At 64.0% G+C, this 22,565-nt stretch carries 16 protein-coding genes; 10 read left to right on the forward strand and 6 right to left on the reverse strand.

Annotated features, from left to right (window positions below; translation table 11 throughout):
* Positions 1–93 precede the first annotated feature (93 nt).
* Positions 94–1,056 carry an ROK family protein gene (locus tag LQ955_RS17085; protein ID WP_231025679.1) on the forward strand — a complete coding sequence of 321 codons (963 nt, stop codon included), beginning with the start codon at positions 94–96 and terminating at the stop codon, positions 1,054–1,056.
* An 89-nt stretch (positions 1,057–1,145) separates the two neighbouring features.
* Here the strand turns inward: LQ955_RS17085 and LQ955_RS17090 are convergent, their stop codons facing one another.
* From LQ955_RS17090 to LQ955_RS17105, 4 genes are all read right to left on the reverse strand, one after another.
* Entirely contained in the window at positions 1,146–1,457 is a 312-nt protein-coding gene (locus tag LQ955_RS17090) for a hypothetical protein (RefSeq protein ID WP_231025680.1), read from the reverse strand.
* 107 nt (positions 1,458–1,564) lie between these two features.
* Positions 1,565–2,503, reverse strand: a complete 939-nt coding sequence (locus tag LQ955_RS17095) for an NAD(P)-dependent oxidoreductase (RefSeq protein WP_231025681.1) — start codon at positions 2,501–2,503, stop codon at positions 1,565–1,567.
* Positions 2,504–2,659: 156 nt separating this feature from the next.
* Positions 2,660–3,610: a ferritin-like domain-containing protein gene (locus LQ955_RS17100; RefSeq protein WP_231025682.1), complete on the reverse strand. Its 951-nt coding sequence runs from the start codon at positions 3,608–3,610 to the stop codon at positions 2,660–2,662.
* A gap of 112 nt (positions 3,611–3,722) precedes the next feature.
* Positions 3,723–5,033: an LPXTG cell wall anchor domain-containing protein gene (locus LQ955_RS17105; protein ID WP_231025683.1), complete on the reverse strand. Its 1,311-nt coding sequence runs from the start codon at positions 5,031–5,033 to the stop codon at positions 3,723–3,725.
* A gap of 344 nt (positions 5,034–5,377) precedes the next feature.
* On the opposite strand from LQ955_RS17105, the gene LQ955_RS17110 reads away from it, so the two are divergent.
* From LQ955_RS17110 to LQ955_RS17150, 9 genes are all read left to right on the forward strand, one after another.
* Positions 5,378–12,289 carry a PA14 domain-containing protein gene (locus LQ955_RS17110; protein ID WP_231025684.1) on the forward strand — a complete coding sequence of 2,304 codons (6,912 nt, stop codon included), beginning with the start codon at positions 5,378–5,380 and terminating at the stop codon, positions 12,287–12,289.
* Between the two features lie 1,676 nt (positions 12,290–13,965).
* Positions 13,966–14,610 carry a hypothetical protein gene (locus LQ955_RS17115; RefSeq protein WP_231025685.1) on the forward strand — a complete coding sequence of 215 codons (645 nt, stop codon included), beginning with the start codon at positions 13,966–13,968 and terminating at the stop codon, positions 14,608–14,610.
* A gap of 62 nt (positions 14,611–14,672) precedes the next feature.
* The gene (locus LQ955_RS17120; protein WP_231025686.1) at positions 14,673–15,080 is read left to right on the forward strand and encodes a hypothetical protein; all 408 of its coding nucleotides are present in this window, start codon (positions 14,673–14,675) and stop codon (positions 15,078–15,080) included.
* A 537-nt stretch (positions 15,081–15,617) separates the two neighbouring features.
* A complete protein-coding gene (locus LQ955_RS17125; RefSeq protein WP_231025687.1) occupies positions 15,618–15,947 on the forward strand; it encodes a hypothetical protein in 330 nt (109 codons plus the stop codon).
* 428 nt (positions 15,948–16,375) lie between these two features.
* Positions 16,376–16,618 carry a hypothetical protein gene (locus tag LQ955_RS17130; protein WP_231025688.1) on the forward strand — a complete coding sequence of 81 codons (243 nt, stop codon included), beginning with the start codon at positions 16,376–16,378 and terminating at the stop codon, positions 16,616–16,618.
* A gap of 297 nt (positions 16,619–16,915) precedes the next feature.
* Complete coding sequence (locus LQ955_RS17135) at positions 16,916–17,506, forward strand: hypothetical protein (protein ID WP_231025689.1); 591 nt, start codon at positions 16,916–16,918, stop codon at positions 17,504–17,506.
* 210 nt (positions 17,507–17,716) lie between these two features.
* On the forward strand, positions 17,717–18,178 hold the full coding sequence (locus tag LQ955_RS17140; protein WP_231025690.1) for a hypothetical protein: 462 nt from the start codon (positions 17,717–17,719) through the stop codon (positions 18,176–18,178).
* Between the two features lie 147 nt (positions 18,179–18,325).
* On the forward strand, positions 18,326–19,114 hold the full coding sequence (locus tag LQ955_RS17145; RefSeq protein ID WP_231025691.1) for a hypothetical protein: 789 nt from the start codon (positions 18,326–18,328) through the stop codon (positions 19,112–19,114).
* Entirely contained in the window at positions 19,111–19,908 is a 798-nt protein-coding gene (locus tag LQ955_RS17150; RefSeq protein WP_231025692.1) for a dienelactone hydrolase family protein, read from the forward strand. Before LQ955_RS17145 ends, LQ955_RS17150 begins: the two co-directional genes overlap by 4 nt.
* A 77-nt stretch (positions 19,909–19,985) precedes the next feature.
* Here the strand turns inward: LQ955_RS17150 and LQ955_RS17155 are convergent, their stop codons facing one another.
* Together LQ955_RS17155 and LQ955_RS17160 are read right to left on the reverse strand one after the other, a co-directional pair.
* Positions 19,986–21,032, reverse strand: coding sequence for an MBL fold metallo-hydrolase (locus tag LQ955_RS17155; RefSeq protein WP_231025693.1), 1,047 nt, complete (start codon positions 21,030–21,032; stop codon positions 19,986–19,988).
* A gap of 24 nt (positions 21,033–21,056) precedes the next feature.
* Entirely contained in the window at positions 21,057–22,472 is a 1,416-nt protein-coding gene (locus tag LQ955_RS17160) for an ion channel protein (protein ID WP_231025694.1), read from the reverse strand.
* Positions 22,473–22,565: the final 93 nt, after the last annotated feature.

The following is a 22,565-nucleotide window of genomic DNA, read 5'->3' on the forward strand; positions in this document are numbered from 1 at the left end:
GACGGGAGTCGGTAGAGTCGGGTAGCCGGAAACGTGGTCGGCGGCGTGGTCGGCAACACGGTCGGCGACGGGTTCAGGCGCGAAGGGGCAAGCGTGACGGCAGAGCAGGGTGAGGCGGTTCTCGCCATCGACCTCGGTGGAACGAAGGTCGAGGCGGCAGTCGTCTGGGCCGACGGCAGCATCGCCGACGGCACCCGGCATCGTGCGCCGACGGGCGCCGACCGTACCCGTGAGCAGATCGGCGACTCGATCGCCGAGGTCATCGCACGCGCTCTCGCCGCTTCGCCGGCACCGGTCGTCGGTGTCGGCATCGGCTCGGCCGGCCCGGTGTCGCTCGCTCACGGCACCATTGCTCCGGTGAACATGGTCGCCCTGCACGGCTTCGACCTGATGGGCTTCGTGCGCGCACAGGTCGACCTCGGCCGACCGGATGCTCTGCCCATCGTTCTGCGCCTCGACGGCACTTGCATCGCCCTCGCCGAGCACTGGCTCGGCGCCAATGCCGGCATCGACGACTGCATGGCCATGGTCGTGTCGACCGGTGTCGGTGGGGGAATCGTCTCGGGCGGGCGCCTCGTGGCGGGCAACAGCGGCAACGCGGGGCACATCGGCCAGCTGCAGGTCGCGCGCTTCAGTGGAGTGCACGGTGACCCCTCGCACACGCTCGAAGCGCTGGCCTCCGGCCCGCGGTCGGTGGCCTGGGCGCAGGGTCAGGGCTGGGGCGGAACCACGGGTGAGGATCTCGCTCGCGACTACGCCGCCGGCAATGAGGTAGCGGTGGCGGCGGTGCACCGCTCGGCGGCGGCGGTCGGTGAGGCGATTGCCAGTGCATCCACTCTTCTCGACCTGAAGCAGGTCGCCATCGGTGGGGGCTTCTCGCGCGTCTCGGCCGACTACGTCGAACTCGTGGCGGCCGCGGCCCGCTCGGCGGCCTTCCTCGGTTACGCCGCCGACGTGCGCGTGGTTCGGGCGGCCCTGGGCGACGACTCCCCGCTCATCGGTGCGGCCGCCCTCGTCTTTCGCGCCGACGTGGTCGCGTCTGCTCCCGCGCCGTGAAAACGGCGGAGATTCCGGCCCGGTGCCCGGCTATAGCGACTGCCCTGGCGAAATCTCCGCCGTTTTCGCGCGGGGGCGGCAGGCGGGGGTCAGGCGGTGCCGATGAAGGAGCGCAGCTCGCCCGCGACTTCGGCGACGTCGGTGTCGCGGGCCTCGGCGAGGCGGCTGATGAGCCACGAAGTGAGCACGATCGAGGCGCCCACGAGGTCGCTGGCATCGATGATCGAGTCGGGGTGGCGCTCGCCGTCGTAGGTCTCGAGGTCGTCGGGCTCGACGAGTAGGGCGAGCGCGAGGTCGAGGGCGAGCCGGTTCTCGTCGTCGCTCTTGTCGGGGCTCTGCGACACGACCGCGTCGAGCAGCACGGACGCCGCGAGGCGTCCGGATTCGGGCATCGCAGCCATGTGTTCCCCTTCACAGAGTTGCATTTTCGTTCGAGTCGGTGCACGCGCTCTCACCCATTATGGCACCACCTCGGGGGGCGAAATGTGCCGAGGAGGCCGGCGTTACCTCAGGTGACGCGATTTGTGAGTTCGCCACCGGTTCGCAGCGCCCGCACGTTCTCGAGCACGAGCCGGCTGGCCCCCTGAGGCCGCCCGCCAGCGATGTGCGGGGTCAGAATGACTCCGGGCGTCTCCCAGAGCGGGGAGTCGGCGGGCAGCGGTTCGGTCTTTGTGACGTCGAGCGCGGCGACGCGCAGGCGGCCATCCGTCAGCGCCGCGATCAGAGCAGTTTCGTCAACCGTTGCACCCCGCCCGGCGTTCACGAAGACCGCCCCCGGCTTCAGGGCGGCGAAGAATGCGGCGTCGTACGTGTCACGCGTTTCGGGCGAGCCGGGCAGCAGCGACACGAGCACGTCGGTTCTGCCGAGCAGATCGCCTAGAGCATCCGCTGCCACCACGTCGAAGCCGTAACGGATGCCCGCGGTGTGCGCTACTCCGGTCACGTCGGCCCCGAGCATCCGGAGCAGCGGCGCGAGCCGGCCCGCGATGGAGCCGAAGCCCCACACCACCACGGTGGCGCCGTCGAGCGTGAAGTGCTGATGCGTGCCGGGGGCGGCCTGCGCTCGGGCGTAGTCCGAGAGCCAGGTGTGCTGCTGCTGCGCCTCGAAGAGTTCATCGAAGCGGCGTACTGCGGCGAGGATGAGCGCGAGGGTGTGCTCGGCGACGGGCCCGTCGTGCAACGAGCGGCCCGAGGCGATGGCCACATCGTCGCCGAATCCCGCAGCGACGACCGCGTCGGGCCCGGCGGCGAGGGTCTGCACGAGCCGCAGCTTGTGCAACCTCGCAGCGGCGTCGGCGAGGTTGTCGGCGCTGTTGTTCCAGGCGATGAGCACTTCGGCGTCGAGCTGCCCGTCGTCGAAGGGCTCGCTCGGGTCGTAACCGACCACCTCGAGGTCGGGGTCAGCGGCGAGGTCGAGGGTTGTGGAGGTGGGCACGAGAATCTTCATTCCGTTCAGCCTAGCGAGGGGGGGGGCGGTCGCGCGGTGGCGCTCAGGTTGCGGATCGCGAAGGAGGGCCCCACCATCGGTGAGGCCCTCCTTCGTCGAGGTGCCGGCTAGCGCGAGGTGCCGGCTAGCGCGAGGTGCCGCTAGAGCGAGGTGCCGCTAGCGCGAGGCGGCGGCCCCGCCGCTGGTGTTCAGCGTGCCGTTGACGCCGCCCGGAAAGAATCCGCCGCTGGTGACCGCGTTCGGGTTCAGGTACGCGATGTTCAGCACCTGACCCGGAGTGCGGCTGAAGGTGATGCCGTTCTTGTCGGTCGGTACCAGGTTCGCGACGCCGTTGATGGTGATGCCCTGGTCGAGGTCGGTGGATCCGTCGAGGCTGTCACGGGCATCCGAGATCTTGTTGGCGATTCCCTGCGCCTCGACGCCCTGTGCATAGAGGGTCGTACGCACGATGCCGGCGTGGTACGCCTCCACCGAGAGGATGCCCGCAGCGGCTTCGAGGTAGGTCTTGTTGGTGATCAGCGGTGCCGCTCCTTTATATGCGGTGACTCCGACGTCTTCGAAGATGAAGGCGCCGAGCAGAAAGTGCAGATCGTCGGCGTACGGGTCGAACGTCTGACCGGCCGTGATCACGCCGGCCGCCATTGCTGCGGCCGTGAAGGCGTCGGAGATGTTGATCGCCGGCCGAGCCACGGCAGCCGAACCGAGGGCGGCACGCAAGAACGCGACGTGGGCTTTCTCGTCGGCGGCGATCTCGGCCGCATACGCCTTGACGGCTGGAATCTGAAAGTCGACCTGCCGGCCGCCGGTGACGGCTCCGGGGGTGCCTTTGCCCCCGATGAGGCTCGACGGCAGGCCCGATCCGGTGACGGCCCGCAGGTAGAACTCGGCTTCGAGGTATTCGAGGTTCAGCGCGAAGTTGAGAATCGAGCCGTCGCTGATCGGCGCGGCCGCGGCCTGGGTGACCGCGGCGGCGCCCATGGCGGGCAGCAGCACAGCGGCTCCCACGCCGGCGGCACCGAGTCCGGCCGCCGTCAGCAGAGCGCGGCGGTCGAGCTTGGTTTCGGCGCTTCGGTTGATGGCGTTGGTGATGAATTTATCGTCGAACATGATTGCTCCAGAATGTTGTTGTTTCGCGATGCTCCTGCGCGAGCATCCTTGTCAGGATTCGTTCTGCGGGGATTCGATCGGTACAGCAGTGAAACGGATGAAGCGGGTCTGGCTAGACGTTGGCCTTGCGACGCCGGGCGAGGAACAGACCTGCGCCAGCGAGAAGCAGAACTCCCGCGATCGACCCCATGCCCACGCCGTCGAGTCCGGTCGAGGCGAGCTGGCTGGTGTTCGAACCCGTGCCGGTGCTGCCGGTAGTCGAACCCGCACCGGCGGCCGTGGTGGTCGTCGGAGTCGGGGTAGGCGTGGGCGTCGGATCGGCGGTCACGGCGAACGTCGCGGTGCTGGTGCGAGCAGAGCGAACCCCGGTCAGCGTCACGGTGTAGGTTCCGGCGGCCGCACTGGCCGGCAGAATCAGGGTATCGGCGTAGCTGCCATCTGTTTCGGCGGCGAACAGCTGGTCGGGGCGCGTGCCGCCGAGCGTCACAGGGGCGCCCGACGGATCTGTCACGGCGAGCGTGAGCTCTTCAGAGGGGCTGTAACCGGCGGCCGTCAGGGCGACTCCGGCCGCGGCGCTCGCCGTGACCGTCTCCGTGGTCGGGGCGAGGGTCAGGCTCAGCGGAATGAGCGGCACGGGGGGCGTCGCGAAGAAGAACGCTACGGCCTGCCGGGTCGCGCCGGGCAGCTCGTTACCGTCGGCATCGGTCTGGTAGACCAGCACGCGAACACCGTCGAACGGGCTCTCAGAGGTCGCGGTGCCGCCGCCGGGTTCGTAGTCACTGAAGTCTGTGGTGATGCTGAAGGTGCCGTCGGCGAGAATCGTTCCCGTTCCGGCGGTGTCGTTGTGACCCGAGCGCCCGGTGTACTGAATCTCTACGGTGCTGCCGGGTGTGCCGGTGCCCTCGAAGGTCGGCGTAGCGCTGTCGACAGTGCTGCCCACTTCGGGCGACGTCACCGCGAACGGAGTCAGCGGCACGGCCGGGTTCGCGAGCGTGAACGTGACGGGCACGGTGCTGACCACGGTGGCCGCATCGTCGTCGGTGACCTCTTCGACAGCCACGGTGACAACGGTCTGGCCGGGTGCCAGGTCGCCGAAGTTCGCGGTCGTCGACCAATTGCCCGAGGCATCCACATCGGCCCCGCCGAACACGGCGGGCTGGTCGGGGCCGCTGACACCCGTGTAGAGAATCTGCACGGTGTCACCGGCGGCGAGGCCTGCGCCGGCAAAACCGACGAGGTTCGGCACACCGCCGTCGGGCACATTCGTGTCACCGTTCGCCGGTGTCGTCACCGAGAACGCGTCTGCAGCGAACGCAGCGGGTGCGAACGCGAGGGCCGGAACGACGGCGATCGAGGCGGATGCACCCACGATCATCAGGCGGGTGAACAGCTTTTGGGGGCGCGGCAGAGATCTCTCTCGCATCGGGGGCTCCTGGGTTTGTAGGCGACAAAGGAAGAAGCGCCCCCTGCGACGGCGGCTCACTGCTGAAGGTATCCCAGAAGCTGTGAATTGTCGATGGAATTCTCACGATCGGGCGAGCGGATACTCGGAGAGGCCCCTTCGCAAAGGGGGTGTGTCTCGCGCCGTTCTCGTGATTTGCTTTAATGAGACTTGCTCGACTAGTGTCTCTTTCGGGGGTCGGCCGTGTTATCGGCAGGTCGCTTCGAGTGCGGGGTTCTGTGCCGGTGTTGTCGGGGTTTGGCGTTTCTCGGTCTGTCTTTTCTGGGGTGCTGTCTGTTGTTGTGGCGACAGGCTTGATTGTCGGCGTGGCGGTGCCTGCACAGGCCGACGACGACTCGACGGGTGGTGCGGGGGCGTCGTCGCAGCCGGTCGCGCCGGTTGAAGATTCGGCGGCTCCTGTTGCGGTGCCCGCGCAAGTGCCATCGACCGAGGTGTCGGATTCGCCGACGGATTCTGCGGCTCAAGAGGTGACTCCGGCTCCGGTCACTGACCCGTCTGACCCGTCTGGGGCGGCCGGCGCGTCTGGCGCATCTCCCTTGGGCGGCGGGGTTTTCGACCCGGATGGTAAGCCGATCGTGGGGTCGGATGAGTTCTCGACGACATACGCGGCTGGTCCGGCGGGATCGAGGGTGACGGTCGTGTCTGCGGCGCCGGTGAATGTGCAGGATGAGTCGGGTGCGTGGGTGCCGATTCAGACCGACCTGCAGTCGACGGGTGCGTGGGGGTGGCTGGGGCAGGGCGGTGCGACGGTGCGGGCGCATCCGTTGCATCCGGTGTTCTCGCAGTACGCGTCTGACCAGAACGTGCTGAGTGCGACCAAGAACGGGCACACGATCGGGTTCACTCTTTCGGGCGCGGCGCAGAGTGTGTTGCGGCGGGATGTGTCGCCGTGGTATGAGACGAAGAATCATCTCGAGTACGAGAACGTGTTTCCGGGTACCGATTTGACGTATGACGTGACGGATTCGGCTGTGAAGGAGGTCATGCGGCTGGATGCTCGGCCCGCTACGACGCCGACGTGGACGTGGGTGGTCGATGCGCCGGGGCTTGTGGCGACGAACGACACCGATGGTGGCATTACCTTCTCGGACTCCACTGGTGCGCCAGCGTTTTCGATTCCGGCGCCGGTGATGTGGGACTCCTCGGGCGTTGACGGGCAGAAAGGCGACGCGTACGCGGCGGCGCACCTGGCGCTGCTGCAGGAGGGCGACCACTATCTGGTGAGTGTGCAACCGGATGCCGCGTGGCTGAGTGACCCGGCGCGGGTGTTCCCGGTGTCGGTGGATCCGACGCTGGGTTCGAGTGACAGTGATTCGGAGCTGGCCTACAAGTCGAATGGTCTGACGAACACGAACAATCACGCGTGGGTCGGTAACTCGAACAACGGCGGCGTGTGGCGCACGATCGTTCACTACAACTACGAGCAGTTCTTCGGTAAGCAGGTGCTGCAGGCGCAGATCGGTGTGACGGGTGTCAGCACGGGGTATAGCGGCGACGCGTACACGGGCGGTATTTTCACGGTGCGGTGTCACGGCTTCGATTGCGCGGGTGACAGTGTCGGTGCGTTGAATGTCGGGGCCGGTGGTGGGGCGACGGATCCGTCGGACGCTCGCCTCTCGAGCACGATCGCGGGGTGGGTGCGTAACCATAACTCGGGCTACGAGCTCATGCTCGGCGGTGACGAGACCCCAGACACGTACACGTTGAAGGTCATGGATACGGCCCTGTATGTGTGGTGGAAGGATTACCCGACCACGGGAAGCACGCCGTCGCCGGCGAATGGTGCGACGAATCAGTCGTTCATTCCGACCCTGCAGGTATCAGGGGCGACAGACCCGGAGGGCACGGGGTTGGCGTATTACTACCGGTTGGGTACGAACCCGAACCCGGAGGTCTCGCCGATCATCGACACGGGCTGGATCTCGAACTCGTCGTTCCAAGTGCCGAACAGTTATCTGCCGCCGAACACGACGTATTACTGGAAAGACTATGTTCACGACGGGTACGACGGGTGGTTAGGCGGTTCCGGGCTGGCGTGGTCGCCGGTCTATAGCTTCACGACGGCGAATCCGGCTGTGCCGTCGAAGGCGTCGGCGGTGCCTGTCGATAAGGCGATCGTGACGACGACGCAGCCGACGTTTAGCGTCGCGGCGGCGGTGCATCCGAACGGGTTGGCGTTCACGTACGCGTTCCGGGTGACGACCTCGGCCGATGCGTCGTCGGGTCAGGTGCTGCAATCCGGCTGGCAGTCGGGTACGTCGTGGACTCCGCCAGACGCGACGTCGTTGCAGGACGGCTCTACGTATTGGTGGTCGGTGCTCACGAAAGACAGTGCGGGGCAGTGGGGCCCGCAGTGGGTGAACAGTTTCACGATCAATAAGCGGGTCGGTTCCGGCGGCCCGTCGCCTGTTGATAGTGCGGGGCCGGTGTCGGTGAATTTGGCGAACGGTAACGTGAACATGCAGTTCACCTCGCCAACGGTCTCGACTGTTGGCGGGCCGATGGGGATGTCGTTCAGTTACAACTCTCAGGCCCCGTCGAACGCGGGCCTTACGGGTAAGTACTACAACGCGAACTTCACCGGCCCGGCGACGGCCACGTCGTTCGATATGACGGGTAAGCAGCCGGTGTTGACCCGCACGGATCCGGCGATCAATTTCAACTGGGGTACCGGTTCGCCGTCCGCGGGAATGGTCGACAAAGACCACTTCATGGTCGATTGGTCGGGCTTCATCAAATCGCCCGACTCTCCGGCAGCCGCTTACCAGATCGGATTCCTGCGCGACGACGGGGTCAAGGTCTGGGTGAACTCGGGCCTGCTCATCGACAGCTGGAACGATGCGTCGGAGACGAGCTGGGGTGCGGGCACATGGTTGTCGACGACGCCGGTGCCGATTCATGTGCAGTACTTCGAAGACACCGGCGGCGCGGCCCTGAACCTCATGGCCCGCCCGGTGGGGAGTACCGGGTCGGGGTTCGTGATCCCGTCCTCCTGGTACCAGAAGAGCATCGATACGCTGCCGACAGGGTGGTCGTCATCGACCCCGCTCGCGGGCCCTTCCGGGTTCTACTCCTCAGCGCAGGTCGACGAGGGCTCCGTGGTGCTCACCGATGCGGGCGGGGCGAAGCACTCTTACGCGAAGAAATCTGCTGGCGGGTACACGCCGCCTGCGGGGGAGAACGGCATCCTCACCGTCGACGGGAGCGGCCAGGTGTCGTTGACCGATGAGGCGGGCACCGTCTATCTGTTCAACAAAGACGGCAAAGTTTCGCAGGTCTCCTCGCCTGACGACGTGAAGCACCCGGCCGCGCCGGTGGTGTCGTTCCGATCATCCACGGGCGCGGTCGATACGATCAGCGACCGGCTCTCCGCCGTGTCAGGTTCGTCGCCTGTTACGTACTCGCGGCAGGTGAAGTTCGTGTACACCACCGACACGCCAGCATCGGTCGGGATGGCGGCGGCTGATCAGGTCTCGGGGCGGGCGTGCAAGACGGATCCGTCGTCGTTCACGGTCTCCGCCAAACTGATCACCGGCCCGCTGCTGTGCCGCATCATCTACCCCGGGCATGTCGCCGGAGCCGCAGACATGACCGATATCGAGTACGACACCAACGGCAACCTGATCCGCATCACGAACCCCGGTAACGCGCAGACCTCGTTCTCGTACGACGCGGCGGGTCGGGTCGTGACCGTCAGGAACGTGCTCGGTAACGACTGGCTGCTCGCCGACACCAGCCGCACCCCGACGAACGCGAACCGCACCGACATTACTTATGACACCAAAGGCAGGGCGATCCAGGTCGCTTTGCCCGCCCCTGACGGGGTGACCGCGGCCGATAAGCCGACGAAGAAATACACCTACGGCGACACCCTGACCGCACCGGTCGCGAACACGACCTACGTCGACGTCGTGACCTACACGACCGGCGCGACAGGCACCCCACTGACCGGTTCCGTCGTCGGTTCGGGGCATGCGCAAACGGTGACGTATGACGCCGCGTACCGCACGCTGACATCGACCTCGGCGTCGGGGCTCGTCTCCTCGGCGGTGTGGAACGCGAAAGACGAGACCCTGTCGGCGACGAACGCGCAGGGCCTCGAGTCGACGACGTTGTACGACTCGCAGGATCGGGTGACCGACACCTACGGGCCTGCGGTCGCGTCGTGTTTCGCCGCGGACCGCACCCCCACGAGCGCCTGCACGTCGTCGACGGCGCACTCGCACACCGGTATCGATGAGGGCCTGAACAGCCTCAACGTCGGGTACTACACGAACGGTTCCCTCTCGGGGGTGCCGGCCGCGTATGGTCTTGGCGTCGGTGGCGCGGGAGGCAGCATCGTCAGAAACTGGGGCACCACGCTGCCCGACCGGGCCATCACCTCCGCCGTGTGGTCGGCGAACCTCACCGGCACGATCACGTTCCCGCAGACCGGTACGTACGCGTTCCAGACCTACGCCGACGACGGCACCAAAATCTGGATCGACAACACCCTCCTCGTCGACAACTTCGTTCTGTCAGGCGATCACTGGTCACCCGTCGGGTGGATCACTGCCACCGCGGGCCAGACCCTCCCGATCCGGGTGGGCTACGAGAACGCCGGCGGTTCGAACGCCCACCTCGAGCTGCTCTGGGCCACCCCTTCAACCTCGCTGGCCGCGATCCCCGGGTCTGCGATGAAACCGAACTACGGCCTCACCACCTCGACCACAACCTCCGACTCGGCCCCGACCGGAATAACCGGCATCAGCAACGCGCAAGTTCCCTCGCTGACCACATCCACCAGCTACGGATCCTCGCCGTGGCTGGGCCAGGCCGCATCGACCAGCGTCGACCCGGCCGGCCTGAACCTCACCACACAGACCGCATACGAGACATCCACGGCCGGGTACCAACGCAGGGTCAGCTCGAAACTTCCCGCAGCAGTCGCTTCCGGCGCTGCGAACGCGGCGACAACGTATGGGTATTACTCCGACCAGTCGGGTTACGAAACCTCGTTCAGCCCGGCGCTGACCACCCCGGTATGCGGTGTACCCCTCGGCACCAAGCAGTGGGGCATGCCGATGACGACCACCACCCCAACCCCCGGCACGGGCACTCCGATCACGTCTCGGGTCGTGTACGACGCACTCGGCAGGGTCGCGGGCACCAAAGCGTCGACCGACACCGACTGGCAATGCACCACCTACGATTCGCGTTCGCGGGTGACATCCGTTGCCTATCCCGCGTACGGCGGCCAGCCCGCCCGTACTGTCACCACGAGTTACGCGGTCGGCGGCAACCCGCTCGCCGGCAGCGTGACCGACAACTCCATCGCGGCGACAACAACGAACGCGGGCACGATCAGCACCTCGATCGATCTGCTGGGCAGGCAAGTCAGCTACACCGACGTGTGGAATACCGTTACCACGCCGACATACAACGCACTCGGTCAGGTCACGAAAACTGTTATCGCAGCGAACAGCTCGTCCGCGACGACGACAGAAGAATTCACCTACGACATCGAGGGCAGGGTCACGCAGCAGAAAGACAACGGGGCCGTCATCGCCACCCCGACCTACGGCACCGCCGCGGGTGTGACCCTCGGCCAGGTCACCGCCGTGTCCTACCCCTCCGGTGTTGGCGGCGCTGGCAACGGCTCGAGCGTTGCCATCACCAGAGATCCGAACACGGGCGCTACGACTGGTGAGGCGTGGGCGTTCCCGACCGGGCAGCCCGGCGTCACCGACACGGTGATCCGTTCGCAATCGGGCAGGATCCTCCGAGACAGCACGCAGGATGGCACGGCGGCAGTGCAAGACACCACGTACTCCTACGACGCCGCAGGCCGCTTGGTCACGGCCCTCCTTCCGGGACACACGCTCACCTATCGGTACGCGGCGTCGGGTGGTTGCGGTGTGAACGTGAAGGCCGGCATGGACGGCAACCGCACCTCCAGCACCGATGTTGCCGCTGGTCTCACCACGACGAACACCTACTGTTACGACAACGCCGACCGCCTCACCTCGTCAACCGTCACCTCGCCCGCCGCAGGGGCGAATCCGGTCAGCGCCGGCATGACGCCCGCGCAGCTTGCCTATGACAGTAACGGCAACACCACGACACTCTCGGACCAGACCCTCGGCTACGACGCCACTAACCGGCACATGAGCACCGCCCTCGCCTCCGGCACCACCATCACCTATGCGCGTGACGCGACCGACCGTGTCATCTCCCGCACCACGGTGGTGCCCGGCACGGGCCCAGGCACCGGAACCTCCACCGTCTACTACCTCTACGACGCGGGCGGTTCCCCCGTGATGGTGAAAGACGGCGCCGGTAGCCCCTCGAGGATGCTCGCCCTTCCCGGCGGCGTCAGCGTGGTGGTTCCCCCGGCGGGTGACCAGTCGTGGTCGTACCCGAACATCCACGGCGACATCATCGTCACCGCCAACCAGGCTGGCACCCGCTCTGCGCAATACCGATACGACCCCTTCGGCCAACCCATCACCCCCGCCGGAGTCATCGGCACCACCACCGCAGACGACACCGTACCGTCCAACCTCCCCGGCACCGCCGACTACGGCTGGCTAGGCAGCGCCGACAAGCTGTACGAGCACGAAGGCAGCACCGCGACCATCGAAATGGGCGCCCGCCAATACGTCCCCGCCCTCGGCCGCTTCCTCGGCACCGACGCCGTCGAGGACGGCAACTCCAACGCCTACAACTACCCCAACGACCCCATCAACAAAACCGACCTCAGCGGCAATCGCCAAGACTGCGGTTCGACCTGCAGTCCCGCGGCCGTTATGGCTGGATTGGCCGTCGGTTCTAGCCCTTTGGCTACCTCGCTGAGGAACGGACCGGTAGCCAAAGAGCGACTGAAGGAATCGCTCGAGGGCCCCTATTCCTTGCCGAACCCAAAGTTCATCTCGGGTGCAATCAACCTGGTCTGGGGCGGTTACAAGGTGTTAGTCGGATTGGAAGTAATTGCCTACGGCGTGGCGGCCGATGCAACAATCGTTGGAATACCGATTGGCGGGGCTGCCGATGTGGTTGGGGGCTACAACATATTAACCGGTGGATTTCGCATGCTTCGCGGGGCAAATCAGCTAAGCGATGCCTTTAGCGAGCCGGAAGTGGTCGAGGAAGATCGACTCAAGTATGGTCTTGACATCTTCTGGGGCATCTCTCCGAATTTTGACAAGATCGAGAACTTCCTCGGAGGCTTATATTGAAACCAATTGACTTGGGCGTTCTCGGCACCGTTGTCTTTCTGCTCATCCGCGGAGTCCTGATGTGGGTCCTTGTTCCGCTTGGCGTAGTTATCTGGCTCGTAAGCTCTCCGTATTTGCTGTGGCGCGGGGCAGGGCTAGGTCGGTTCTTGGGGTGGTTAGACGCCAACTTTATCGTTCTGCTCTTGCGCACACTCTTGCGGCCATTCGCTGATTCGGAGCTACCCCGTTGGATTCCGTTCAGGGACATCAGGTTAGTCAGGCACCGGATCGGACTCGCGGGGCCCTGGAAGCCGGCGCGCTGATGGGAAGTGCTAACCAAGGCGGTCCCGTGAGCCGCGTACCTGGTCGCGGCCGGCAAATTATCGGGCCACGACCCTGGTCCAGGAGATGACCTCTCTCCATACGCCGGCGCGTATGGAGAGTACAGTCCGGCCTCCAATGCTGGACCCGGAGGTTGGGTGCAGGAGCCCAATCCGGCAGCTCGGCGTCGAGAGGTTACACGTTTTGAGCGGCTGGGTAATCGCGAAATCGGAGGAGACAAAACGTCATGACAGCTTCAAATTGGGCGGGTCTCATCGTGGGGGTCGTCGTAGTCCTTGGAGGATTCTTGCTAGCGCGATTTCGCGAACAGTATGCGAAGTTCAACGCGACATCGCAGAGATTTTTTGGCCCCGTAGGTCGCCCGGCCGCACGGGCCTCTACTCCTGGACTTTATCTCGTTTTAGGGATCTTGATCATGGCTTTTGGCGTTGCGATTGGAGTCGGAAGTGTCGTCACGGCCAACCAGTAATGACGTTCGGCTACACGACAGCAGCTCCAGCGCCATTCTGTTCGCGGTGGGGGGTTGCTCGTCATTTAGTTCCGAGGCTTCGTACCGCTTGATCAATGCGGCTCCGTCTCCATACCTCGACAACAGCGGCACCGTGGATGTTACAACGACCGCGACGTCTGTGAAGTTTGTGGTGACCGGCTTCTTCGGCGGCCCAGGATCTACGATCACCTTCACTCCCGTCGCAGCGAATGGCCAGATATATCTACAGCAGGACGCTTGGGTCACCAGGTCGGACTTCGCCGTGGTAGAAGGCGTCCTTCTCAACGGGGCTCAAGGAAAGTGGAGTGAGCAAGCTCAGAACCTAAGGATCCTTCTTGGTCAATAAAGATAGGCGAGCGCGATCAGACAGTGCGGTTTCACCCGCGCTACCTAAGTTCCTACTGTTGTGCGGGGGCGCCGTTTGCGGGGTCATGGCGGGAATTTGCTTCGGGCTCCTGATCGTCTATTCCGATCCATACGCACAGAAGACGCCTGGTACGTCACTCATTTACGCGATCATCAACGCCTTGATACTGGGATTCGCAGGCGCCTTCGCGGGATGGATCGTTGGGCTATTGACGTATTTCGTTCAGCGGCCGATCTCCCACCTCCGAGCCAACAGCGTGGTCGGAGCCTTATTGGTTGCCGGATCATCTGCGCTAATCACCGCTGGAGCATTCCTACTCGGGGAAGCGATTTTCCCCGGGTTGGGGCCGTTCGGGTACGTCGGCGGAATTCTCGTCGCAGGAGATTTTCTGATTGTCGCGACTCTGGTTTTCGTCAAGCAGCCGGGGTGTTAACCATGGTGGATCGTAAAAGTCGGTGTTTCGGCTTGTCAGTGAAGCGCAGAGTGGCGATTCCCGGGATGCTGATCAATCTCGGCGTCATCGTCGCGTACCTGGGCGGTGTGCTATTCGTCTGTCTTCGACTACTGAGAGCCGCTTCCGATGGCCGAGAGGGTGTCGCCGTATGGACTGCCGCGGTGATCGTGGTCATCGGCGCGGGAACACTGTTTGCGTTCCTCGTGCCGCTCCTGCGACGAAACCGCAAGTTGAGGCGACGCCATCCGGAGTCGCTGGTCTTTACGGCGCTCCTCGAGGGACCGACCCGAGCTGGTCTCAATCAGATTGCGGCGACACGAGGTGAAAGTTCATTTCCGCCACGTGGCGGATATCCATGGCTCTCAGTTCTCGTCGATCGAGGCGGAGTAAGCATTCGGGGAACCACTTCGACAAATCTGAGCGACCCAGACGTCTACCTACCCGTCGAGGTCATCACGGCTGTCGACGTGTCAAAGTTTCGTAGCGTGGGAGTGATCGAATCCGGAGTGCTGCTGAGCTATCGGGGCGCCGATGGCCTGACTGCTCAGCTGGTCATTCGCCCGGCCTCTCGAATCTTCTGCCTTTTGTCGGGGTCGGGGAGCCGTGCAGCGAAACGCCTGCGTGTGCGCATCGAGGAAACCCTTGGGTTGTGCTCGCCAAGCGAGGGGGGAACTCGATCATGGGATTGAGCTGGAAGATAAATGAGCACGCACACGTTCGTCTTAGGTCCCGGCTCGTTCCCTATTCCGCTGTGGCCGGAACCTTGCTCGCTGCACTGCTGGGATTTCTGCAGGTAGCCAACACGTTCACCCCGGATAACGCGAAGCTCTTCTTAGGCTACGCAGTCATCTTTGGCGCGCTCTGTGCGCCGTTGGGACTACTTTCCGGCCTCGTTGCCGGCATCTTTGCGGGTCTTGTCTTCACGCGGGTTCGCCCATTGCGGCGCTCCTATCGTGAGTTCGTCGTCGTGTCAGGATCGCTGATTGTTGGCAACGTGCCAGGTCTTATCGCCGCGATTTGGCTATCCGGGATCTTCGCACTAGAGACGAAGTCTCCGTCAGGGCTTCTTACTGTGGAATTGATCTTCGCGACAATGAGCCTCGCCGTAGGAGGTGCGGTTTGGGTGCGAAGAAATGAAACGTCTCTCAACAAGAGCTAATGGCTACTCCGACGCGCACTCTCTTCGGAGGGTTGTGTTGAAACCAGTGCACTTGGGTGTTCTCGGCACCGTCGTCTTTCTGCTCATCCGCGGAGTCCTGCTGTGGGCCCTTATTCCCCTTGGCGCAGTTGTCTGGCTCGTAAGCTCTCCGTATTTGCTCTGGCGTGGAGCAGGGCTAGGTCGGTTCTTGGGGTGGTTGGACGCCAACTTTGTCGTCTTGCTTGTGCGCACACTCTTACGGCCATTCGCCGATTCGGAGTTACTCCGTTGGATTCCGTTCAGGGACATCAGGTTAGTCAGGCACAGGATCGGACCTCGCGGGGCCCGGGAGGCCGGCACGCCTATGGGAAGTGCTACCCAAGGCGGTCGCGTGAGCCGCGTACCTGATCGCGGCCGGCAAATCATCGGGCCCGGACCCTGGTCCAGGAGACGACCGCGCTTCATACGACGCTTTTCCCCAGATGCACTGGTCGAGTTTCGCCGGAATAACGGCCAGCTACCTGACCCGCTGGACGTTCGAAGCAGAGGTATCGGTTGATGCCAAATCAAAGAAAGAGATTTTTGCGTCTGTGGGCCGTCATCGGATTAGCAGCGCTGAGCACCGTTCTGTCGACTACTGCCCTGTACGCAGGCGGCAACCTGAGCGTCCTCTTGCTGTCAGCCATTCTCGTTTTTCCCTTCAGCCCTTTCCCGCTGATTGTCATTTTCTTCCTTTCGGTACCCCTGATATTGATCTTCGGACAGACGACTGGCCTAGTTCTCCTTCTTCTATTTCTTTTCGCAGCGAACCTGCTCGCCGCCGGGCTCCAGCTCGTGCTCTTACATGCGGTACGCAAGCGCTGGATGAAAGCTCGGTCGAAGTTGTGAGCATCATGAAGCGCTTCGATCGAGACCCGCCGCAGTACACGACGACCGGATGCAACGCGTCTTCATCACCAACGTGCCGAATGAGTTCTGACTAGTGCGAAGCTGTTCGGCTCGCAGAAACGGAGGATGCCATGGTTCTAATCGGAATCATAAAAATTGCCATTGGTTTGGTTGTGTTGGCTATCAGCATCGCGGTCTACCGACATCGGAAGTTCATAGCGAACGCAAACGCAACCGCTCTCACGAACTTTTTCGGCAAGCTCGGTGCTGCACCTGCGAAGGCCTCAACGCCAAAATGGATTGGATTTACCTCGATAGGTGCAATGATCGTTGGCTCAATATTCATCATCCAAGGAATATCCAACCTTGTCTCCTAACTACGGATTCCTGTCGTCGCGTAGCTGGAGTCCTATCGATGGAGCGCCTGGATGATTAGCGGTAACTGGACAGGACTCGTTGCTGGCATTCTCATCGTGCTCGCCGGGATCGTCATGGTCTTTGGTCGGAAAAGGGTTGCTAAGTGGAATGCGGAGCAGCTTCGTGCTTCCCGTGCGCCGACCCGCGAGGCGGCTGCGAAAAACTCGACGCCCGAGCGTTTTTTGCTCATAGGGATCGGCTTCATCGTCTTCGGTGGCGTCACCGCGTGGTCCTGCATCGTAGCCTTACGGTGAACCCGTCGGGCCACGTAGATTCAGGGCACAGGGTGACAGATCTCTATCCACGGCTACGGTCATCACGACAATCCTCGTCGTCGACAACGTTGAATCGTAGTGGGGAGACTGCTGAAGGATCTCGGCGTAGCGAAATCAGCGCTCAGCGCAAGCATCGTGGTGAGTTTGAACAAAGGACTCGCATGCAGATAAGCCACGTTCCGATGCTCGTTGGCGGAATCGTCCTGGTCATATCAAGCGTCCTGATCATTCGCCCGGCCTCGCCGGTGCCGGTCTTCCAGGATAAGGATCATTGACATGACCGCATTCAGGCGAATCATCTGGTGCCTCTTGGCAGTAGCCGTATTGGGTTTGGTTGTTAGGGCAATCGCCAGTCCCGATCCGGGTTCCGTTGGTACTTTTTCGAGTCTCCTTGGAGCGCTCGGATTAGTTGCTCTCGTCGTCGTCGCGGCCGCTGCAGGGTCGTCAATCAGAATTGCATCACAAAACCGGTCGCTGGAAGACCTTAAGGCGACGACGCGTTCACCGTTCGGATTCGTAGCGCGTCTCAGGTCTGAGACATACACGACGATCAAGGCGTCGAGGGCGGCCTTGAAAAGGCCGATTGGCTCGAGTGCTCTCAACGTCGTAGCGTCCGAAGAAGCTCTCGAAATGTATTGGCCTTTCCGGTCCTCGCCGCAGCAACATTTTTTATCGCTGGCGTGGGACGACATTGTCCAGATTTCGTCGATTCGCCATTCGCTTTTGTTACCTGGCGAGATCGTAATTTTCGTCTCTGATTTCGTGGAACCCATCAGCCTGCTTGTCGTGTCTAGGTCACTTGTGAGGCGCCAGTCAGAAATTGATCAAGTAGTGGCTACGCTCAAGACTTTTGTGCACACCCATTAGGTCGTCTCTCAGGCGGAGGAGTGCTTGCGTTCGCATGAGTTCAATTCGCGACTGGGGAAGCACTTCCGCACATACACATGACGAGGAGCTTGAGAAGGCGGGGAAACGCCTTCACCGCCATCCGGGTGGTCGACGGCGGCTTCTATTGCTGGGCTCGCCGACAGAGGGAGCTTGTCCGCGAAGTGCGAATGGTAATAGAGGAGGTGGCGCGTGGCACGAGTCCTGATTCCAGGTAGGTCGGCGGGCGCGCTGGCCGTGACGCAAAACACTCTCGCCTGCATGACGTTGACTCTTTACGCTGCTCTGATCTTCGCCTTCATTCTCGATGCACAAAACTACAAGCCGCTCGGGTTGATCGTCGTCTTCTTTTTCCTCATTTCGGGGGCGTTGTGCGGGTTTGCGACGCTCATTCTGAGCGTCGTTGTTTCCTACCGAGCATCGAATGAGATCAGCTATGGGTATACGACGCTACCGAGGCGAAACCGACACGTTGAACAGCTCGATCCTGCGACCGGGCGAACAATAAGCGCAGCCGGAGAACCGTTTCTCGACTCCGCAACTAGTAGGCAACGCATTGCTTCGGGGTTTGATTTGTCTGCTGACGGGCGCGCGCCAATCATTCCGGCGTACACAAGCACCCGCCGGTCTTGGTGCAGTATGTGGCGACCGTGATCTCTGCCCTCGGCGCGATTCTCGTCGTGCTTGTCAGGCTGGGGATCATGTGACCATCAACAGAACCCGTCATGCTCTAGATTCGACCGGGACCTGCCCAAGTAGGCTTGCCAGGGGCACAGAAACACCTCGAGTGAAAGTCAGGCGATGAGCGACGACAAGGCGGGCAAGCGCGAGAACGCTGCGCGGCAGGCCGCCGACAAGGCCGCGAATAAGAAGGCCGCGCGTCAGAAGGCGAAGCGCGAAAAGGCGGCTCGCGCGGCGTCGAAGAGCGCTTCGAAGAACACAGCGAAAAGCACCTCGAAGAAGGGCGCCAGCAAGCGCGCCCGGCGCTCGTACTTTCCCGTGGATGCCCCCACCGTCGCCCGGGCGGTAGAAGAGGGCGTGCTCATGTCACGCACGGCCCTCACGATGGCCACGATGAACCACATCATCATCGGCGCCGTGCGAGACAAGGTCGACTACGACTCCGCCGAGGTGCGCCGGTTCGTCGAGGCCGAGTTGCATTCGCTCGCGCTCGAGCAGGCGGGGCTGGCCGAGCACATGAAGAACCTGCAGCTGGAGTTTCCGCCCATGCCGAAGAAGTCGCGCACGGTCGCCGACTACCAGTGGCTCACGCAGCGAAGAGTCACGTACTCGGCACTCTCCTCTGAACTCGCGCAGCTGCAGCACGACGACGCCTTTCTCGACGAGGCGGTCGACGCGTCGCAGAAGTGGGCGTGGTCGGAGCTGAGCCGTGCCATCGAAGGCCAGCTGGATGTCACGGCCGACCTGCGCTCCTCGCCCGACTATGCCGCCGAACGCGAAGAGCGTATGCGCGAGCTGCGTGAGGTCGACCTCGCCGCGCTGATCGCCGCGGCCGAACTGGATGCTGCTGCCGGCCCTCTCACGATAACGCCAGAGCCGAAGCGCAAGCAGGGCAGAATGGAGCCATGACCGCACCGTTCGCTGCGCCCCTGTCTGAACCCCTCGAATCACTGCTCGCTGCGCAGCCTGAGAACGATCCGGTCTCGGCGCAGGCGGTCGCGTTCCGCGCGGGTGACGTCGATTTCGGGTCGTTCGTGGCGAGGCCGAGCGACGATAGCGCCACGGCAGAATTACGGCCGGCCGTGCTCATCATCTCGGACTGGTCGGGGCTCAACGACCACGCGCGGGCGCGGGCCGTCATGCTCGCCCGGCTCGGGTACATCGCCATGGCGGGCGACGTTTACGGCGGCGGGGTTCAGCTGCCGCCCAATGAGGCCGGCCCCGCGGCCGGAAAGTTCTACGGCGACCCCGAGCTGTTCCGCGCGCGCATGCTCGCCAACCTCGAACAGGTGCGCTCGCTGCCCGGGGTCGATCCTGACCGCATCGCGGTGATGGGGTACTGCTTCGGCGGATCCGGATCGCTCGAGCTCGTCCGTACCGGAGTAGAGCTGGCGGGCGTGGTCAGCTTTCACGGGCGGCTGCAGTCGGGCATCCGCGCCGGCCTGGGTGACGTGCGCACACCGATTCTCCTGCTGACCGGGGCGAACGACCCCGTGGTTCCCGACGACTCGGTCATCGATTTCGAGAACGAGATGCGCGAGGCCGAGGCTCCCGACTGGCAGGTGGTGAGCTACAGCGGAGCGATGCACGCGTTCACCATGCCCGAGGCGAACGCTCCGGATCACGGTGCCACGTTCAACGCCCGCGCGAACGAGCGCTCATGGCAGGCCATGCGGGCGTTCTTCGACGAGATCTTCGCCTGACGCTGACACTGACGCTGACGCTGACGCTGACGCTGACGCTGACGCTGACGCTGACGCTGACGCTGATACTGCGGCGCTCAGCGCGCCCGCTCCATGTGCCACGCGGTCTGCGCCAGCGCCGACCGCAGCATCGGCCCCTGGAGGTTGTTCCAGCCGGCGGTCCAGTGCAGTCGTGACGCGACGCTCCACACCGAGGCGGACGGGTCGTCGGCCAGTACCGCTGCCGCCTCGCGTGATCGGCGCAGGTGGTGCTCGGCGAGCTCGGCCCGCCGCTCGGCAAGCCCGGTGAACCGGTATCCGTGGCCCGGCAGAACCTCGTAGTCGTCGTAGATCGCGATGGTGTCGAGCGCCTCGAGGTAGTCGGTGACCGGGTTGCTGGGCGTCTGGGCGCCGAGCCCCAGGCCCGAGAAGATGGTCGGCAGCACGTGGTCTCCGGTGAAGAGCACCTTCTCGCCCGGCAGCGCGAGGCAGACCGATCCGCTCGTGTGCCCGGGCGTCAGAACGACCCGGATGCCCGTCGAATCGGTGCCGAGGCCGTCGCCGGGATGGGTGCCGAGGCCGTCGCCGGGATGGTCGCCGAGGTCGATGCCGAGATCGTCGCCCTCATCCAGCAGCACATCGGACTGCAGCGGAGCCTCAACAGGCGCGGACTCAGCCTCGGCGCCGAAGTTCACGTCGAGTTCGGCTCGCCGATCATCCGGAACCCCCCACGAATCGACCTGCACGCGCGCCGCGCGAAGCGCCTCGCGCGGGTCGACATTGAGGGCGAGCTGGTCGATGCGCGAGAGCTGCAGCCGCGCGGGGGTTTGTGCGCGATAGCGCGCGGCCATTCCGATGTGATCGCGGTGCAGATGGGTGATGGTGACCGAGACGACGCGCGAGGGTGAACTGCCGAGGTGTTCGAGCGCGTCGAGCACACGCTGCCAGTTCTCGTCGGAATCCCAGCCCGGGTCGATGACGTGCACGCCCCCCGACACGTCGACGACCAGGTAGCTCAACACGACCGGCAGATGTTTCATCGGCATCGCCAGTGGCAGCGCCCACACGTTGGGTCTCACCTGTTCGAACGGGGCCAGCGTGCCGGCCCCCTCGGCCTCGAAAAGTGCTGTGCTGGTTGCTTTCACGCCTCGCCTCTCTGCACAAGCACTCTACGCCGAGCCACCCGCGGCGACCGCCCCACTGCCGCTCGCTGGGGCCCCCACCGTGTCGCCAGGTACGTACTTGCCCAGCATCTCCGGTGCCCGCGACACCATCAACCACACCGGCAGAATGACCACGCAGAGCAGCCCGAGTATCGTGACGTCGCCCACGACGCCCACCGCGACGAACAGCGCCAGCCAGCCGTCGCGAGCAACGGCGAGAACGACCCCGAGCACCCCGCCGGCGATCGCCAGCGTCACCGGGATGCCGGGGAACAGCGCGCTCGCCATGAGCCCGACCGCCACCCCGATGAACACCGAAGGAAAGATGCGGCCACCGCGAAAACCGGCAGCCGCGGCAATGACAAGTGCGGCCGCCTTGACCAGCGTGATGACCGTCAGCTGGCCGAAATCGTAGTTGCCCCGATCATCTACCAGCGTCGCCATCTGACTCAGCCCCTTGAACAGGGTGATCTGGCCGCCGATCGCGCCGAGCACACCCAAGATGATTCCGCCGAGAGTCACATACACAATCGGGTACTTGAGTGAGTGAAAGAACCGGTGGATGTGCGGAAACACGAACACCATCACCAGCCCGAGCACGGTGGCTGCCACCGCGACCCCGAGTGCTTCGACGAAGTAGATCGGCTGCATGTCGCCCAGCTTGGGCACGTTCACCGTGAGCGAGGTTCCGCCGAGAAATCCCATGGTGAGGGCGCCCGCTCCGGCGGCTGCCAGGGGCAGAAAGAGGCGATCCCACAGCGCGCCACCCGATTTCAGGGCGGCGACCACCCCGGTGAACAGCAAGGCCGCGGCGACGGGGGTGCCGAACAGGGCCCCGATGGTTCCGGCCGCTGTCATGAGCAGAATGAGGTCGGCGGGCACCTTCGGCATGAGGCGCGCGAGCAGCGCAACCAGCACGGCGGTGTTGATGGCGATGATCGGGTTCTCGGGCCCGAGGCTCACGCCGCCGGCCAGCGCGAGCACCGTCACGAGAATCAGGCTCGGGATGACCGCGAGCTTCAACGGCGGAGCGATCAGTTCGGTCGTGGCGGAGTCACGCGCGCCGTGGCCGGGTACGAGCCAAATCACCAGACCGATCGCGACACCCGACAGCGTGAGGATCGTGAAGATGAACCAGCCGTTGTCGGGGTTCAGGCCCGTCGCTGCGGGAAACGTCGACCAGACGTAGTGCTCGAGCCGGTCTGACACCCACTCCAGCGCCCACAAGATCAGCGCGGAGACGACCCCGATGATGACGGCAGGAATCGCCAACAGGGCCAGGGTGCGAATCGGGGGTACGCCCGCCGCGTTCGGGGCTGCCGCAGTGCCGGCGGAACCCCGTGCATCCGGTGCCGCAGTCTGCGGCTGGGCGTGCGGCTCTGATTTCGGCTCTTCGTGCGGCGCCGGCTCGGTCGTGCTCATCTGCCCCTCGATCCCGAGTGCGTGATCGCCCGCACCTGAGTTGAACTTTAGGGCATCGGTGCGCGCCGATTCGGTTTCACGACGTCAGTCCTA

It is taken from the genome of Subtercola endophyticus, assembly GCF_021044565.1.
GTDB classification, from domain to species: Bacteria; Actinomycetota; Actinomycetes; order Actinomycetales; family Microbacteriaceae; genus Subtercola; species Subtercola endophyticus.

Bases quoted from the DNA above. Each gene is read 5' to 3' on its own strand.
- LQ955_RS17090 (WP_231025680.1), bottom strand. From the start codon at position 1,457: ATGGCTGCGATGCCCGAATCCGGACGCCTCGCGGCGTCCGTGCTGCTC.
- LQ955_RS17095 (WP_231025681.1), bottom strand. From the start codon at position 2,503: ATGAAGATTCTCGTGCCCACCTCCACAACCCTCGACCTCGCCGCTGAC.
- LQ955_RS17100 (WP_231025682.1), bottom strand. From the start codon at position 3,610: ATGTTCGACGATAAATTCATCACCAACGCCATCAACCGAAGCGCCGAA.
- LQ955_RS17105 (WP_231025683.1), bottom strand. From the start codon at position 5,033: ATGCGAGAGAGATCTCTGCCGCGCCCCCAAAAGCTGTTCACCCGCCTG.
- LQ955_RS17115 (WP_231025685.1), top strand. From the start codon at position 13,966: ATGCTGATCAATCTCGGCGTCATCGTCGCGTACCTGGGCGGTGTGCTA.
- LQ955_RS17125 (WP_231025687.1), top strand. From the start codon at position 15,618: ATGCCAAATCAAAGAAAGAGATTTTTGCGTCTGTGGGCCGTCATCGGA.
- LQ955_RS17130 (WP_231025688.1), top strand. From the start codon at position 16,376: ATGATTAGCGGTAACTGGACAGGACTCGTTGCTGGCATTCTCATCGTG.
- LQ955_RS17135 (WP_231025689.1), top strand. From the start codon at position 16,916: ATGACCGCATTCAGGCGAATCATCTGGTGCCTCTTGGCAGTAGCCGTA.
- LQ955_RS17145 (WP_231025691.1), top strand. From the start codon at position 18,326: ATGAGCGACGACAAGGCGGGCAAGCGCGAGAACGCTGCGCGGCAGGCC.
- LQ955_RS17150 (WP_231025692.1), top strand. From the start codon at position 19,111: ATGACCGCACCGTTCGCTGCGCCCCTGTCTGAACCCCTCGAATCACTG.
- LQ955_RS17160 (WP_231025694.1), bottom strand. From the start codon at position 22,472: ATGAGCACGACCGAGCCGGCGCCGCACGAAGAGCCGAAATCAGAGCCG.